17 protein-coding genes are annotated in these 14,355 nt (G+C 71.4%); 2 read left to right on the plus strand and 15 right to left on the minus strand.

Features of this window, described 5'->3' with window-relative positions:
* Positions 1–95: 95 nt before the first annotated feature.
* The 7 genes from FHU30_RS43520 to FHU30_RS43550 form a co-directional block, all read right to left on the minus strand.
* The gene (locus FHU30_RS43520) at positions 96–842 is read right to left on the minus strand and encodes an NADH-quinone oxidoreductase subunit C (protein ID WP_253883583.1); all 747 of its coding nucleotides are present in this window, start codon (positions 840–842) and stop codon (positions 96–98) included.
* A gap of 1 nt (position 843) precedes the next feature.
* Entirely contained in the window at positions 844–1,392 is a 549-nt protein-coding gene (locus tag FHU30_RS43525; RefSeq protein WP_253883584.1) for a NuoB/complex I 20 kDa subunit family protein, read from the minus strand.
* On the minus strand, positions 1,393–1,752 hold the full coding sequence (locus FHU30_RS43530) for an NADH-quinone oxidoreductase subunit A (RefSeq protein WP_253883585.1): 360 nt from the start codon (positions 1,750–1,752) through the stop codon (positions 1,393–1,395).
* Positions 1,753–1,916: 164 nt separating this feature from the next.
* Positions 1,917–3,173 carry a geranylgeranyl reductase family protein gene (locus FHU30_RS43535; RefSeq protein WP_253883586.1) on the minus strand — a complete coding sequence of 419 codons (1,257 nt, stop codon included), beginning with the start codon at positions 3,171–3,173 and terminating at the stop codon, positions 1,917–1,919.
* Positions 3,174–3,306: 133 nt separating this feature from the next.
* Positions 3,307–4,008, minus strand: a complete 702-nt coding sequence (locus tag FHU30_RS43540; protein ID WP_253883587.1) for a demethylmenaquinone methyltransferase — start codon at positions 4,006–4,008, stop codon at positions 3,307–3,309.
* An 809-nt stretch (positions 4,009–4,817) separates the two neighbouring features.
* On the minus strand, positions 4,818–5,060 hold the full coding sequence (locus FHU30_RS43545; protein ID WP_253883588.1) for a DUF4229 domain-containing protein: 243 nt from the start codon (positions 5,058–5,060) through the stop codon (positions 4,818–4,820).
* A 39-nt stretch (positions 5,061–5,099) separates the two neighbouring features.
* On the minus strand, positions 5,100–6,068 hold the full coding sequence (locus FHU30_RS43550; RefSeq protein WP_253883589.1) for a threonine ammonia-lyase: 969 nt from the start codon (positions 6,066–6,068) through the stop codon (positions 5,100–5,102).
* A 254-nt stretch (positions 6,069–6,322) separates the two neighbouring features.
* Between FHU30_RS43550 and FHU30_RS43555 the strand changes: the two genes are divergently transcribed.
* Positions 6,323–6,529: a BldC family transcriptional regulator gene (locus tag FHU30_RS43555; RefSeq protein ID WP_117361811.1), complete on the plus strand. Its 207-nt coding sequence runs from the start codon at positions 6,323–6,325 to the stop codon at positions 6,527–6,529.
* A gap of 254 nt (positions 6,530–6,783) precedes the next feature.
* Here the strand turns inward: FHU30_RS43555 and FHU30_RS43560 are convergent, their stop codons facing one another.
* The gene (locus tag FHU30_RS43560; protein ID WP_253883590.1) at positions 6,784–7,032 is read right to left on the minus strand and encodes a hypothetical protein; all 249 of its coding nucleotides are present in this window, start codon (positions 7,030–7,032) and stop codon (positions 6,784–6,786) included.
* Between the two features lie 249 nt (positions 7,033–7,281).
* Entirely contained in the window at positions 7,282–8,259 is a 978-nt protein-coding gene (locus FHU30_RS43565; protein WP_253883591.1) for a hypothetical protein, read from the minus strand.
* Between the two features lie 102 nt (positions 8,260–8,361).
* Between FHU30_RS43565 and FHU30_RS43570 the strand changes: the two genes are divergently transcribed.
* A complete protein-coding gene (locus FHU30_RS43570; RefSeq protein ID WP_253883592.1) occupies positions 8,362–8,670 on the plus strand; it encodes a PLDc N-terminal domain-containing protein in 309 nt (102 codons plus the stop codon).
* 177 nt (positions 8,671–8,847) lie between these two features.
* Here the strand turns inward: FHU30_RS43570 and FHU30_RS43575 are convergent, their stop codons facing one another.
* The 6 genes from FHU30_RS43575 to FHU30_RS43600 all read right to left on the minus strand — a co-directional run bounded on the left by FHU30_RS43575 (position 8,848) and on the right by FHU30_RS43600 (position 14,264).
* A complete protein-coding gene (locus tag FHU30_RS43575; protein WP_253883593.1) occupies positions 8,848–9,183 on the minus strand; it encodes a kinetochore Spc7 family protein in 336 nt (111 codons plus the stop codon).
* 175 nt (positions 9,184–9,358) lie between these two features.
* Positions 9,359–10,333: a c-type cytochrome biogenesis protein CcsB gene (ccsB, locus tag FHU30_RS43580; RefSeq protein ID WP_253883594.1), complete on the minus strand. Its 975-nt coding sequence runs from the start codon at positions 10,331–10,333 to the stop codon at positions 9,359–9,361.
* Positions 10,334–10,338: 5 nt separating this feature from the next.
* Positions 10,339–12,243: a cytochrome c biogenesis protein ResB gene (gene resB / locus FHU30_RS43585; protein WP_253883595.1), complete on the minus strand. Its 1,905-nt coding sequence runs from the start codon at positions 12,241–12,243 to the stop codon at positions 10,339–10,341.
* A 6-nt stretch (positions 12,244–12,249) separates the two neighbouring features.
* Entirely contained in the window at positions 12,250–13,002 is a 753-nt protein-coding gene (locus FHU30_RS43590) for a cytochrome c biogenesis CcdA family protein (RefSeq protein ID WP_253883596.1), read from the minus strand.
* On the minus strand, positions 13,002–13,580 hold the full coding sequence (locus FHU30_RS43595) for a TlpA family protein disulfide reductase (RefSeq protein ID WP_253883597.1): 579 nt from the start codon (positions 13,578–13,580) through the stop codon (positions 13,002–13,004). Before FHU30_RS43595 ends, FHU30_RS43590 begins: the two co-directional genes overlap by 1 nt.
* A gap of 45 nt (positions 13,581–13,625) precedes the next feature.
* Positions 13,626–14,264, minus strand: coding sequence for a histidine phosphatase family protein (locus FHU30_RS43600; protein WP_253883598.1), 639 nt, complete (start codon positions 14,262–14,264; stop codon positions 13,626–13,628).
* Positions 14,265–14,355: the final 91 nt, after the last annotated feature.

The raw sequence follows: 14,355 nt of genomic DNA on the forward strand, positions 1-14,355 counted from the left end.
CCAGTCCTGCCCGTTGACGTCGAAGACGCGTCCCTCGGCGGCCTCCTCGGCCGCGGCCGCGTACGCGTCGTACTCGGTGTACTTGGTGGAGGGGCTCACGTGTACGACCTCCGCTGGTCGGGCGGCGGAACCTCGGCGCCGCGGTACTCGACGGGGATGCCGCCGAGCGGGTAGTCCTTGCGCTGCGGGTGCCCGACCCAGTCGTCCGGCATCATGATCCGGGTCAGCGCCGGGTGGCCGTCGAACACGATCCCGAAGAAGTCGTAGGTCTCGCGCTCGTGCCAGTCGTTGGTCGGGTAGATGTCCACGATCGACGGGACGTGCGGGTCGCTGTCGGGGCACGACACGTCGAGCCGGACGCGCCGGTTGTGCGTGATCGACAGCAGCGGGTAGACCGCGTGCAGCTCCGCGCCCTCGTCGGACGGGTAGTGCACGCCGCTCACGCCCATGCACATCTCGAACCGCAGCTCCGGCGCGTCCCGGAGGGTGCGGGCGACCTCGGCGAGGTGCTCGCGCTTCACGTGGAGGGTCAGCTCGCCGCGGTGCACGACCACGCGCTCGACCGCCTCGCCGTAGGTCGGCAGCAGCCGCGCGAGCTGGTCGGCGATCTCGTCGAACTCACCGGCCTCGGCGGCGCCGTCCGGGCCGCCGAACGGGCGCGGCGACGACACCTTCGGGGCCTGCCGGACGACGAGCCGCCCGTACCCGGACGTGTCGCCCGTCCCCTGGATGCCGAACATGCCCGTCCGGGCGACCGGCTGCTCGGCGCGCTCGTCCTCGCGGTGCGCGGGGAGGCGGTCGGCGGCCTGCTCGGCCTGCTGCTCGGGGTTCTGCGAGCTCATCTCAGACCACCCCCTGCCCGAGGAGCGGCAGCTGCCGCCGCTTGGTCTCCTCCAGCTCGGCGATCTGCTTCGCCCGCTGCGGACCGAGCTTGGTGTTCTGGATCTTGTCGTGCAGCTTCAGGATCGCGTCCAGCAGCATCTCCGGCCGCGGCGGGCAGCCGGGCAGGTAGATGTCCACCGGGACGATGTGGTCCACGCCCTGCACGATCGCGTAGTTGTTGAACATGCCGCCGGACGAGGCGCACACGCCCATCGCGATGACCCACTTGGGCTCGGTCATCTGGTCGTAGATCTGCCGGAGCACCGGCGCCATCTTCTGGCTCACCCGGCCCGCGACGATCATCAGGTCGGCCTGCCGGGGTGTCGCCGAGGCACGCTCCATTCCCCATCGGGAGAAGTCGTGCCGGGGGTCGCCGGTCGCCATCATCTCGATCGCGCAGCACGCGAGACCGAAGGTGGCGGGCCAGACCGAGCTCTTGCGCGCCCACCCGGCGACCTGCTCGACGGTCGTCAGCAGGAAGCCGCTGGGGAGCTTCTCTTCAAGACCCATTTAGTCCCACTCCAGACCACCGCGCCGCCAGATGTAGGCGTACGCCACCAGCACGGTGAGGATGAAAAGGACCATCTCCACAAGACCGAAAATCCCCAGGCTGTCGAAGGCGACGGCCCAGGGATAGAGGAAGATGATCTCGATGTCGAAGACGATGAACAGCATCGCCGTCAGGTAGTACTTGACGGGGAAGCGCCCGCCGCCCACCGGCTGCGGGGTCGGCTCGATCCCGCACTCGTAGGCGTCCAGGCGCGCCCGGTTCCAGCGCTTCGGCCCCGTCATCGAGGCCATCACCACCGATCCGGCGGCGAACGCGAACGCCAGAACCCCCAACACGATGATCGGGATATAGAGGTCCACGGAGTCCTACTTCCTCTCCTCGGGGCGTACGACGCTGTACGGGCGCCGTCTCCGCGCGTGCGGGGACCGCGCCTCGGCGACGTCCGCCGCGTGACCGCGGTCACGCGGGCGGGTCGTCACCCTAGCCAAGGTGATCAATAGCACTCCCCTCCGGGGGTAAGGGACTAGGCGGCGGGTGCCACCCTCTGCATCGCATTGATGATCCGGTCGAACGCGTCGCCGCCCTTGGGGTCGGTGAGGTTCGCCAGAAGCTTGAGGGTGAAACGCATCAGCGTCGGATGCGGCAGGCCGTGCGTGGTGAGGAACTTCATCACCCGTGGGTCGCCGATGGCCTGCACGAACACCCGCGCCAGCGTGAAGTAGCCGCCGTGCTCGTCCTTGAGGATGCGCGGGTACTCGTACAGCGTCCGCTCGCGCTGCGCCGGGGTGCGGCGGGCCAGCGCCTGCACCATGATCTCGGCGGCCAGCCGGCCGGACTCCAGCGCATAGTCGATGCCCTCGCCGTTGAACGGGTTGATCATCCCGCCGGCGTCGCCGACCAGCAGCATGCCGCGCGCGTAGTGCGGCTGCCGGTTGAAGCCCATGGGGAGCGCCGCGCCGCGGGCCGGGCCGGACGCGTGCTCCTCGTCGAACTGCCACTCGGGCGGCATCTGGGCCGTCCAGCCCTTGAGCATGCCGCGGTAGTCCACGTTCTGGAACGACTTGGAGGTGTTGAGGAGGCCGAGGCCGACGTTGCAGGTGCCGTCCGCGAGGGGGAAGACCCAGCCGTAGCCGGGGAGCAGGCGCGTGCCGTCCCACAGCTCCAGCCATGCCTCCATGTAGTCGTCGGTGGCGCGCGGCGACTCGTAGTAGCGGCGGACGGCCACGCCCATCGGACGGTCCGTGCGGCGCTCCAGCCCCATCGCGACGCTGAGCCGGGTCGAGTTGCCGTCCGCGGCCACCACCAGCGGCGCGTGGAAGGTGATCTCCTCGCCCTTGTGCCTGGCGGTCACGCCGCTGATCCGGTCGGTGCGCTCGTCGATGATCGGGCCGGTCACGTTGCAGCCCTCGATCAGCTCGGCGCCGGCCGCCGCGGCGTGCCGGGCGAGCAGCTCGTCCAGGTCCATCCGGGACCGGACGAGGCCGAAGTCGGGGAAGCTGGCGAGCTCGGGCCAGGGCAGCTCGATCCGGGTGCCGCCGCCGTAGATCCGCAGGCCCTTGTTGCGGCTCCAGCCGGGCGCGTCGATGTCCACGCCCATGGAGATCAGCGCCCGGACGGCGCGCGGGGTGAGCCCGTCGCCGCAGATCTTGTCGCGCGGGAACGTCGCCTTCTCCAACAGGAGCACGCTGAGGCCGGCGCGGGCCAGCCAGTAGGCGGTGGACGACCCGGCGGGTCCGGCCCCGACGACGATGACGTCCGCGTGTCGGGTGGAGTCGGTCACAGCGTTCCTCTTACTTCGTTCGCTTGTGAAGTACTTCACAAGAATCCGATGGGGAGTCTATTCCTTTGGAGCCGCTCGTGGGTACCTCTGCGCCCGCCCGGTTTTGGACCGGTGCAAAACACCCCGAACGGGGTCAGCCAGGGTTGACGGCGTGGTGCATCGCCGCAACCCCGAAGGTCAGGTTCTTCCAGCGCACCTTCGACCACCCCGCGTCCTGCACCAGGGAGGCCAGCGCAGCCTGGTCCGGCCAAGCCAGCGTGGAGTCGGCGAGGTAGGTGTAGCTGTCCGGGTTCGAGGACACCCGGGCGAGCAGCGGCAGCCCGATCTTCAGGTGCGCCTTGTGCCCCGCGGCCAGCAGCGGGTTCGGAGGGTGACTGACCTCACACACCAGCAGCCGCCCGCCGGGCCGGGTGACCCGCCGCATCTCGCGCAGCCCGCCCACCGTGTCGGCCACGTTCCGCAGCCCGAACGAGATCGTGACGGCGTCGAACGCGCCGTCTTCGAACGGCAGCCGCAGCGCGTCACCCGCGACGAAGGCCAGGTTGTCGACCCCGACCTGCCGCTCCCGCCCGACCCGCAGCATGCCCAGCGAGAAGTCGCACGCCACGGTCCGCGCCCCGGCGTCCGCGAACGGCACCGACGACGTCCCCGTCCCGGCGGCCAGGTCGAGCACCCGCTCCCCCGGCCGGGCGTCCACGGCGCGCACGACCTCCCGCCGCCACCACCGTTCCATCCCACCGGTCATGAGCGTGTTGAGCAGGTCGTACCGTTCGGCCGTCCGGTCGAACATCGCCGCCACGTCGGCGGGCTTCTTGTCGAGATTGGCGCGGGTCATACCCCCACCCTAGGAGGCTGTGCTTGTTTAAGCAGTCACGGCCCACTCCGCTCGCCTAGCGGCGCGTTTACGCAGTCACGGCCACTGCGCTCGCCTAGCGGCTCGCTACGTGACCGTGCCTGGGCGAACGCGGCATCGCTTCGCGATCAACCCGGCTTCGCTCGCCTTCGGCTTCGCTCCGCCGGGTTGGTCACGCGTTCGCGCGCGTGGCCGGGCCGCTTCAAACGAGAGCCCGCCAGCACAAGCACGTCCGCGCGGACGGCGCCGTGCGGTCGCCGCGTCGGCGCGAACCTGCACCCGGGCTCGGCCGCGCGAGCGCGAACGAGGCGGGACGCTGGCAGCGATGCGGCCGGAGCCGGGGCGGGGCCAGGCGCATCGGCGCGGGCGGCGGGCGCCGCCGCGTCGGCGCGAGTCTCGGGGGCGGAGCCGGGCGCGTCTGCGCGGACAATACGGATGCGGCGGGACAGCGGCCATGTCAACGCGAACGATCCGGGCGGAGCCGCGGCGGGACCAGGCGCATCGGCGCCGACGGCGCCGGGCGGGCGTCGCGGCGGCGCGAGCCTGCAGGCGGGCTCGGGCTCGGGCGCGTGAGCGCGGACGAGGCGGGACGCCGGTAGCGGCGCGGCCGGGGCGGGGCCAGGCGCATCGGCGCGGTGACCGCCCGGACGCCCGGGTCGCCGGTGTCCAGCGAGGCCAGGCCCTTGATGTCGGACGTTACGGCGGAGGCGGGTCCAGGTGGGGCGGCGGCAGCGTTGGCGCGGGTTGTGCGGGCGGAGCCGAGAGGGCTGGGCGCCTTGGAGGGGCTGGGGTCAGTCTTCCTTGCCGCGGGACTCTTCGAGCTTGGCCTTCTTGTCGCGGACGGTGCTGACGATCGAGGCCGACATCGCGTCCCGCTGGGTCGAGAGCAGCACGTAGCTGATGACGCCGCTGATGACGAGGGCGCCGAGCAGCAGGAACACGGGCGCTTTCCGCATGGGTGTGAGCCAGAGGACGGCCGTCGTGGCGACGAAGATCCCCAGGCGCGCGGAGGTGTAGAAGAGAACGGAACGCATGGCGGTTCCAGGCTACTCCCGGTCGGTCGATGACCTGGTTCAGCCCTGCCGCAGGACGTCGAGGAAGAGCGCCGGGTCCACGTTCCCGCCGCTCAGGACGGCCGCGGTCGTCCGGGCGGGCGGAAGCTCGGCGCGGCGGTACAGGAAGGCGGCGGTCGCGACGGCGCCGCCGGGCTCGGCGATGAGGCGGGCCTCGCGCGCGATGCGGCGCATGGTGAGGCGGATCTCGTCCTCGGAGACGGTCACGATGTCGTCCACCAGCTCGCGGACGTGCGCGAAGGTGAGGTCGCTGAGCCGCTGCACGCGGAGCGCGTCGGCCATGGTGCGCCCGGTGTCCTCGGCGGCCCACTGGACGGGGCGGCCGGCGCGCAGCGAGTCGCGGGCGTCGGCGGCCAGCTCGGGCTCGACGCCGATGACCTTGGCGCGCGGGTTGAGCGCCTTGACCGCGACCGCGACACCGGAGACCAGGCCGCCGCCGGAGACGGGCACGAGGACGAGGTCCAGGTGCGGCTCGTCCTGCACGATCTCCAGGCCGACCGTGCCCTGACCTGCGATGACGCGCGGGTCGTCGAACGGCGGGACGAGCGTGAAGCCGTGCGCGGCGGCGAGCTTGTCGGCCGTCTCGACGCGGGATTCCAGCGTCGGCTCGACGTAGACGATCTCCGCGCCGAGCGCCATGCACGCCTCGACCTTCACGCCGGGCGTGGTGTGCGGAATGACCAGCACGCAGCGGACGCCGAGGGCGCGGGCCGTCCACGCGACGGCCTGGGCATGGTTGCCACTGGAATGGGCGACGACTCCCTTGGCACGTTCCTCCGCGGGAAGTCCCGCGATGGTCGCATAGGCGCCGCGCAGTTTGAACGCGCCGACGGGCTGGAGCGATTCGGCTTTCAGCAGGAGCCGTTCTTCGGTGGACGTGGGGAACGGGACGAGCGGCGTCCGGACGGCGGTGCCGGCGAGCAGACCGGCCGCGCGCTCCACGTCCGCGAGGGTCACGAGGGCGGGCATGGGAGTGAGGTTATTCGCTCACGATCAGCGCGCGATAACGGACGGTCCGGCGGACGCACCGGTGGAACGCCAGGTACGCGGGGTGGGCGTGGTGTCCGTAGTGTCCAAAACCATGTTGACGGTCGGTAATAGAGGCAGCTCGCCGAACTACGCAGCGTGATGTTTTGCGAAAACAAGGGAGAAATCGGTCTTGCTCCGCCACACTAGGAAACAGTCCACCCGCGCCGAGAGCGGGACAAAGGGGGAGAGAGAACGTGGAGAGCACGAGCGAGCGCCTGCTGACCCCCGGAGAGGTCGCCGCCCTCTTCAGGGTCGATCCGAAGACGGTCACCCGATGGGCGGCGGCGGGGCGCATCAGCAGCATCCGGACCCCCGGCGGCCACCGCCGCTTCCGCGAGTCCGAAGTGCACGCGCTGCTGCGCGGAGACGAACCGGTCGTAGAGCACTCGGCCGTCCGCTGACGGGACCCGCCCGCGCTCACTCGGCGCGGACGGTCCCGCCGCCGCCTTTCCGGCCCGCCTCCCCGGCCTTGCCCGCCGGTAGCAGGCGGTCTTCTGTTTTTCGCGCCCGTGTCCCGGGCGCCGCACGACCCCGTCGAGCACGCGCGGGCGACCCGCCGCGCCCGCGCGTCCTCGCCACCCACCCGGACCGCGGGCTGCGGTTGTAAGGGCGTTGTTGCAGGTCAGAGGGTTTTGCACCGTTCCGACGGCGGTGGTCAGGTGTCGTTCTCGGCTTTCCAGGCTTCGAAGGCGGCCTGGAGGTCGGCGTCGCCTTCGCGCCATGCCCTGCGGCGCTCCTCCAGCTCCTCCTCGGTGAGCGACTGGGCCAGGAGGCGCTCGTAGTCGGGGTCGTCCGGGCCGATCTCCACGTACGCGTCGGCGATGACCCGTCCCTCGTCACCGCCGTCGAGCAGGACGCCGTGCGGCACCCGGAGCGTGCCGTCGGGGAGCCGGATCACGTACATCGGGAATCACCTTCGATGGCTGGTCTTCCGTTGGCGGACGGTTGGACTCCGTGGGCCGGAGCTCGGTTTCGCACTCCCCGGAAGCGGGGGTTCGAAGCGCGCTCCGTGAACCTTGGTCCTGGGGGAGCTCCGTGGGGTGGAGCTCGCTGGGTTATCGGTCGGGTGCGGAGTTCGGTACGGATGCCGTTGGCGGACGGTCGGACTCCGGGAGCGGGCGCCGGGTTCGGATTCCGTTGGCGGAGGGTCGGGTCAGATTCCGTATCTGCGGTTGAAGAACAGCATGACCTCAAGGGCGGCGCGGATGTTGCCGGAGAGCATATCCACCAATGCCGGTCGCTGCCGGGCCGAAATGGCGGCGAACGCGTCCGCGAAGAACTCCCTGCGGCCGAGCGCGTCCGGCTGCTGGTGGAAGTCGCTCATCAGGTACGGACGGCACATCTCGTACAGCTGCCGGAAACCCGCGCTGTCGGACTGCCACCCGCCGGACTCGCCGTCGATGTCGTCCAGCGCGTGCCCGACCTCGTGCATCATCACGTCCGGCGTCGGGGACGGGCGGTCGCCGACGACGATCTTCCGGTCGCCGTACGCGCCCGCGCAGATGTCCCACGTGGCCCGGCCGGACGGCAGGGGACGGCCGCGCAGGTGCCCCATGTCGTCCAGGTGCGGGACGCCGCCGGGCCCGACGTAGATTCCGGACAGGCCGTCGGCGAGTTTGCGCTTCAGCTCGTCCGGCAGCGACGCCAGGCTCTCCACGGCCCGGACGACCTCGGGCGACGGCGGCCCCTGGCGCGCGTCCCACTGCCGGTGCAGGACGTTCTCCAGGACGCCGCAGTGCCGCAGGCCGTCCAGCATCCGCGGACTGTCCGGCGGGCGCGGCGCCGCGCGCAGCGGGGCCGGCTCGTCGTCCAGCTCGAAGTCGCTCCACGAGTAGAGCTTCGCCGGCTGGTCGCCGCGCATCCGGTGCCGTCCGCCGGCGGCCGCCGGGTCCGGACCGGGGACGTCGCCCTCGGGCCGGGCGGCGTACGCGTCGTCCCGCCCGCCCTTGCGGAACTTGCCGAACCTGTCCCGCGGCTGGGCGCCCCGCGGCCGGATCTGCGCCGGCTCCGGGGTCTGCCAGGCACCCGAGTCCCGCGACCGCCCGGGGTCGGGCGGCGAGGGCGAGTACCGGGCGTCGCCGGCGCGCGACCCGCCTCCGGGGGACCGGCGATGGATGCCTTTGAACCGCATCGGGCTCCTCGCGTTCTCGGAACCCCGTGCGGGGCCTCCGGGCAGCGTAAGCCGTATCCCGACACGCCGTCATCCCCCTGGGTCGAGGACTACCGTTGTCCCATGGCCTATGCGCTGATCGCTGTCGTCCTCGTCGCGGGCTGGCTGTTCTGCCTGCTGGACATCCTCACCAGCGACGAACGCGAGGTTCGCCTCCTCCCGAAGTCGGTCTGGCTGCTCATCACCCTCCTCGGCTTCCTCCCCGGCGGCCTCCTCTGGCTGCTGGCCGGCCGCCCGCGCGGCCGGTCGATGGAATCGGTCCTGTGGCCTCCCGGTTCCCAGACCGTCCCGCACCCCGAGGCCCCCAAAGGCCCCGACGACGACCCGGCCTTCCTCAACGCCCTCAACCGCCGCATCCACGGCGACGACTGACCCCCGCCCCGCGCCTCCTCCCGCACCGGACAACAAAGCCGAACGCCACCGCCGAGGCCCCACGTCCGCACAGGGCGCCCTTGCGAACGCGAAAGATGCCAGGAGGGGGCCGCGCCCTCCCACGGCAAGCGGAGCAAGAGCCACACTCAGCCCGGCCGATGCGGCCAAGGCAGGACGCTAGGTGGGCCCGTGGTGGGTCTTGAGGTGGTCGCGGAGGTCCTGGTCCAGGCGTTCGACCGTGTTCGCCATCGGTCTGAGGGCGGCGAGGATCTCGTTGCGCAGGCCGTCGAACTTCGCGCTCATCTCGGCGCGGAGGCCGTCGATGCGGGCGTTGGTGCCGTCCATCTTGGCGTCGAGCTCGCCGCGGGCACCGTCGATCTTCGTGTCGAGCCGGGTGGCGACGCCGTCGATGCGGGTGGTGAGTTCGGAGCGGATGAGGCCCATCTGGCGGAAGATGACGCCGACGATCGCCACGGCGGCGGCGATGAGGGGCCAGATCTGAGCGAGATGCATGACTGTGATCCTTTCGTCACGGACTGTGCTCAAGCGATCATCCGGGACGGCGCGTGCTGATCACAAGTCGATGCGGAGCCTGTGGATAACTTCGCTCAGGCGGTGGGCAGCGGGTGTTCGCCAGGCGCGCGAAAGGGCGCCCTCCGGAAGCGGAGAGCGCCCTTTCGGTGGTGGGTCAGGCGTAGGAGTGGAGTCCCGAGAACATGTAGTTGACGCCGAAGAAGTTGAAGATGAGGCAGGCGAAGGCGACCAGGGAGAGCAGGGCGGCCTTGCGGCCCTTCCAGCCGGCGGTGGCGCGGGCGTGGAGGTAGGCGGCGTAGGCGATCCAGGTGACGAAGGACCAGGTCTCCTTGGGGTCCCAGCCCCAGTAGCGGCCCCACGCCTGGTCGGCCCAGATGGCGCCCATGACGATGGCGGCCGTCCAGATCGGGAAGGCGAAGGTGGTGACGCGCAGGGAGAGGCGGTCGAGGGCGTCGATGGCCGGGACGCGGGACCAGAAGGAGTCCTCGGCGACGGGGCCGGCGGCCTCGCGGCGGGACTTCAGCAGGTAGAGGATCGTGGCCGCGCCCGCGACCGTGAAGGAGCCCGTCGCGATGATCGCGGCGGTGACGTGGATGGCGATCCAGTAGGAGTTCAGCGCCGGGGTGACCGGGCCGACCGCGTCGTAGAGCCAGATGTTCGCGACGCCCAGGGCGATGACGGCGGCGAACATGACGAAGGCGCCGAGGAAGCGGGCCTTGTACCGGGCCAGGACGACCAGGTAGGCGGTCACGGCGGCGAACGCGATGGCGGTGAGGAACTCGTACATGTTGCCCCACGGCCAGCGGTGCGCCGCGGTGCCTCGGGTCAGGATGACGCCGAGGTGGGACGCCCAGCCGAGCAGGTTCAGCACGACGGCGAGGCGGGCCCAGTCGATGTGCCGGCGGCCGTCGTCCTCGGGCTCGGCCGGAGCGGCGACCTCGGTGACCGTCTCCTCCGGGCCGTTCGCGCCGACCAGGACCTTCGCCTCGGCGCGGGCGGTCGCGGCGGCGGGACGTCGCTTCCGGCCGAAGCCGAGGTCGGCCGCGTAGGCGACCAGCGCGACGATGTACAGCACGACGGTGCTGACCATCAGCTTGTCGCTCAGGTTGGCGAGGTCGGCGGTATTCACCCTCGTCACTCCTTGTCAGAAGGGTCGTCGGTCGCCGACGTGGACGTCGCGGCCCCGGACTGTTCGGATGGTTCGCCGCCGGACGCGGCGTCCGGCGTGTGCTCCGGTTCGTCGGACGCGCCGTCCGACTCGTGCTCCGGTCCGCTGGACGCGGCGTCCGGCGTGTGCTCCGGTTCGCCGGAGGCCTCGGGCGGCGTGCCGCGCAGGGCGGTGACCACGTCGTCGAACTCCGGGGTCGGGTTCCCGAGCGTGAGCCCGCCGACATGCACCACGGTACGCCCGTCCTCCGCGGCGCTCGCACGGACCCACACCCTGCGCCGCCGGACGGTGAACGAGGTGATCACGCCGAGGATGGCGAGGACGGCCGCGACCAGCGCGGGCATCCGGCCCGGGTCGTGGTTGACCGACAGGCTCGTCCACTCCTTGACGCCGTCGAAGGTGACCGAGCCGGAGCCGTCGGGGAGCTTGAAGGTCTCCCCCGGCTCCATCAGCTTCTCGCCGCCCTTGACCGGGTTCAGCGTCTTGCCGATGCCCTCCAGCTGGTACACCGACTGGGCGCCGCCGTTGTCGAGGCCGAGGTCGCCCTTGAAGCCGACGATCGAGATGACCGGGCGCAGCGCGGCGGGGAACTCCGAGACGATCTGCTTGCCGTCCGGGGTGGCGGTCGCGGTCGGCCAGAAGATCGCGTAGAAGGCGAGCTGGGTGGGCTGCGCGTCCGGGGCCTTGATCACGCCCTCGGACTGCAGGGTGCGCGGGTTCTGCGGCAGGAACGGGACGGCGCCGCGGAACGCGATCTGGCCCTTGCCGTCCCGGACGGTGAACTGCGGCGCGTAGCCGTGGCCGAGCAGGTAGACCTTCGCGCCGCCGACCTCCAGCGGGTGGTTGACGCGCAGGTTGTAGCGCTTGGCCGGGCCGGTCGGCTTGTCGCGGTAGGTGATCGCGGCGTGGAAGTCGGTGGCCTGGCCGCGCTTCTCGCCCTTGAGCTCGTACTTGGCCTGGAAGTCGTCCAGGGTGATCGAGAAGGGCGACAGCTCGTTGGTGTCGAACATGCGGCCGGGCTTGAACTGGTCGTACTGGGCGAGCGTGTTCCCGAAGGACGAGCCCTCGCGGAGCAGGACGTCCCCGCGGTAGCCGAACAGGTTGCCGACGCCGAGCGAGAACAGCAGTCCGAGCAGCGCCAGGTGGAACAGCAGGTTGCCCAGCTCGCCCGCGTAGCCCTTCTCGGACGCGACGGAGCCCGTGCCGTCCGCGACCCGGAACCGGCGCTTCCTCAGCAGGGCCTTCGCCTCGGCGAGCACCTCGTCCGGCGTCCGGGACGTCTCGAACGTCGCGGTCTGCGGCAGCCGGGTAAGGTTGCGCGGCGCCGCGGGCGGCTGCGCGCGCATCGCCTGGAAGTGCTTGACCAGCCGCGGCAGGACGCACCCCGCGAGCGACACGAACAGCAGGATGTAGATCGCCGCGAACCAGGGCGCGGAGAACACGTTGAACAGGGAGAACTTGTCGAGCCACGGCGCGAGCGCCTTGTGCTGCTGGAAGTAGCGGTCGACCTTCTCCGGCGCCTGCCCGCGCTGCGGCAGGAACGAGCTCGGGATCGCGCCGAGCGCCACCAGGAACAGCAGGACGAGGGCGGTGCGCATGGTGGTGAGCTGCCGCCACGCCCAGCGCAGCCAGCCGAGCGGTCCGATCCCCTTCGGGCGCGGCCCGTCGGCGGCGGGCGTCCGTGCGGCCGGGGCGGCGGTCGCCGCCTCCTCGACCTCGTCGGCCCGACCGGCCTCGGCCGTCGTGTCGACCTCGGCCGTCGTGTCGACCTCGGCCGTCGTGTCGACCTCGGTCGGCTTGTCGGCTTCGGTCGGCTTGTCGGCTTCGCCCTGGTCGGACGCCTTGTCGCGCTCAGTGTCAGTGTCGGCCATGGCTCATCAAATCGGGGTCTCGAAGCCGCCGATGAACGACTTCATCTGGATGGTCATCTCGTTCCAGAGCCCGGTCACCAGCGCGATTCCGATCAGCACCAGCATCCCGCCGCCGACCCGCATGACCAGCGCGTAGTGCCGCTTGACGGCGGCGAACGCGCCTAGCGCCCGGCGGTAGGCGAGCGCGGTGAGCAGGAACGGCAGGCCCAACCCGACACAGTAGGCCACCGACAGCAGCGCCCCGCGGGACGAGCTGGCCTCGGTGATCGCCAGGGACTGGACGGCGGCGAGCGTCGGGCCGATGCACGGCGTCCAGCCGAGGCCGAAGATCACGCCGAGCAGCGGCGCGCCGGCGAGGCCCGCGGCGGGCACCCGGCCCGACTTCAGGGTCCGCTGGAGGCCGGGGATGAAGCCCATGAACGCCAGCCCGAACACGATCGTCATGACGCCGAGGACGCGCTGGATCGTGGTCTGGTACTCCAGCATCCAGCGGCCGAAGCCGCCCGCGACCGCGCCCATGCTGACGAACACGAAGGTGAACCCGCCGACGAACAGCGCGACGCCGCCGAGCAGCCGGCCGCGCCGCTGCTCGGCGAGGTCGGCGCCGGTCATCCCGGTCACGTAGGACAGGTAGCCGGGGACGAGCGGCAGCACGCACGGCGACACGAACGACACCAGCCCGGCGAGCGCGGCCAGCGGCGCCGCCGCCAGCAGCGAGCCGCTGGTGACGGTCGTCTCGGTGTTCACCGCCGCGAGCATCACTTCTCCGCGAGCACCTTGGTCACGACGGGGTTCAGCGTGGAGAACGTCGTGGCGCCGAGCATCCGCGCCGCGACCCGGCCCTGCCGGTCGAGGACCAGCGTGGTCGGGATCGCGTTCGGCGGGACGTCCTTGAAGGCGAGGCCGACGCGGCCGTCCCCGTCGAACAGGCTCGGGAAGGACACCTTGAACCGGCGCTCGAAGGCGAGCGCGTTGTCCTTGTCGTCCTTGAAGTTGACGCCGAGGAACTCGACGCCGCTGTTCTTGTTCTGCTGGTAGACCTGCTCCAGCGACGGGGCCTCGCCCCGGCAGGGCGCGCACCAGGACGCCCAGAAGTTCACCACGACGACCTTGCCGCGCAGGTCGGACAGCTTGACCTGCCTGCCTTCGAGGGTGCTCCCCTCGGCGGACGGCGCGGCATGGCGCCCGGTGGACGCCACCTCCTGGACCTTGCCGTTGCCCGCGATGAACCGGTTGTCGCCGCCGCTCGGGCCGCCGGTGCCGCCGCCCGCGCAACCGGCGAGCAGCACCACCGAGGACGCCGCGACGGCGCAGACGAGGGAGATCCGGGGGCTCAACGCACCCTCCTACTACAAGACGTAGTACTCAATGTACCGACCGGGTCAGGCGCCCGCGACACCGGTCCCCCGGCCGATGCCCGCGGCGGGCTCGGCATAGGACGTCCCGACCAGCCGGGAGCCCTCGAACTCCAGGCTGGTGACGCTGGCGAGGTTGCACTCGCGCCTGCCGGGGTGGTGCCACAGCCTGCGGTGCTCGGCGTGCAGGCGCAGGATCCAGATGGGCAGCTGGTGGCTCACCAGGACGGCCTCGTGCCCGGACGCGGCGTCCCGCGCGGCGATCACCGCAGATCGCATGCGGCGGGCGATCTCGGTGTAAGGCTCACCCCAGGACGGCCGGAACGGGTTCCACAGGTAGCGCCAGTGCTCCGGCCGCCGCAGGCTGCCCGCGCCGGCGCCGAACGTCAGGCCCTCGAAGTGGTTGTCCGCCTCGATCAGCCGATCGTCCACGGTGACCGGCAGCTCGAACGCGTCCACCAGCGGGGCCGCCGTCTCCAGCGCGCGCTGCATGGGCGAGGAGTACAGCGCGGTCACGTCGCGCCCCTCGAACCACTTGGCCGAGGCGCGCGCCATCTCGTTCCCGTCCTCGCTCAGGCGGAAACCGGGCAGCCGGCCGTACAGGACCCCGTCAGGATTGTGCACCTCACCGTGCCGCAGCAGGTGAACGATCGTCTTTTCACTCATCGCGTCGCCAGGCTACCCGCCCGGCGGCGGCCCCCCGCCCCGCCCCCTCGTCCCCAGGCGCGCCGCCCTCTCCCCCGGCCGGCCGCCCTTC

The sequence above is a fragment of the Actinomadura rupiterrae genome (genome assembly GCF_024172125.1).
GTDB classification, from domain to species: Bacteria; Actinomycetota; Actinomycetes; order Streptosporangiales; family Streptosporangiaceae; genus Spirillospora; species Spirillospora rupiterrae.

Coding starts and splice junctions, on each gene's coding strand:
- FHU30_RS43520 (WP_253883583.1), bottom strand. CDS start 842: ATGAGCTCGCAGAACCCCGAGCAGCAGGCCGAGCAGGCCGCCGACCGC.
- FHU30_RS43525 (WP_253883584.1), bottom strand. CDS start 1,392: ATGGGTCTTGAAGAGAAGCTCCCCAGCGGCTTCCTGCTGACGACCGTC.
- FHU30_RS43540 (WP_253883587.1), bottom strand. CDS start 4,008: ATGACCCGCGCCAATCTCGACAAGAAGCCCGCCGACGTGGCGGCGATG.
- FHU30_RS43545 (WP_253883588.1), bottom strand. CDS start 5,060: ATGCGTTCCGTTCTCTTCTACACCTCCGCGCGCCTGGGGATCTTCGTC.
- FHU30_RS43550 (WP_253883589.1), bottom strand. CDS start 6,068: ATGCCCGCCCTCGTGACCCTCGCGGACGTGGAGCGCGCGGCCGGTCTG.
- FHU30_RS43560 (WP_253883590.1), bottom strand. CDS start 7,032: ATGTACGTGATCCGGCTCCCCGACGGCACGCTCCGGGTGCCGCACGGC.
- FHU30_RS43565 (WP_253883591.1), bottom strand. CDS start 8,259: ATGCGGTTCAAAGGCATCCATCGCCGGTCCCCCGGAGGCGGGTCGCGC.
- FHU30_RS43570 (WP_253883592.1), top strand. CDS start 8,362: ATGGCCTATGCGCTGATCGCTGTCGTCCTCGTCGCGGGCTGGCTGTTC.
- FHU30_RS43575 (WP_253883593.1), bottom strand. CDS start 9,183: ATGCATCTCGCTCAGATCTGGCCCCTCATCGCCGCCGCCGTGGCGATC.
- resB (WP_253883595.1), bottom strand. CDS start 12,243: ATGGCCGACACTGACACTGAGCGCGACAAGGCGTCCGACCAGGGCGAA.
- FHU30_RS43590 (WP_253883596.1), bottom strand. CDS start 13,002: ATGCTCGCGGCGGTGAACACCGAGACGACCGTCACCAGCGGCTCGCTG.
- FHU30_RS43600 (WP_253883598.1), bottom strand. CDS start 14,264: ATGAGTGAAAAGACGATCGTTCACCTGCTGCGGCACGGTGAGGTGCAC.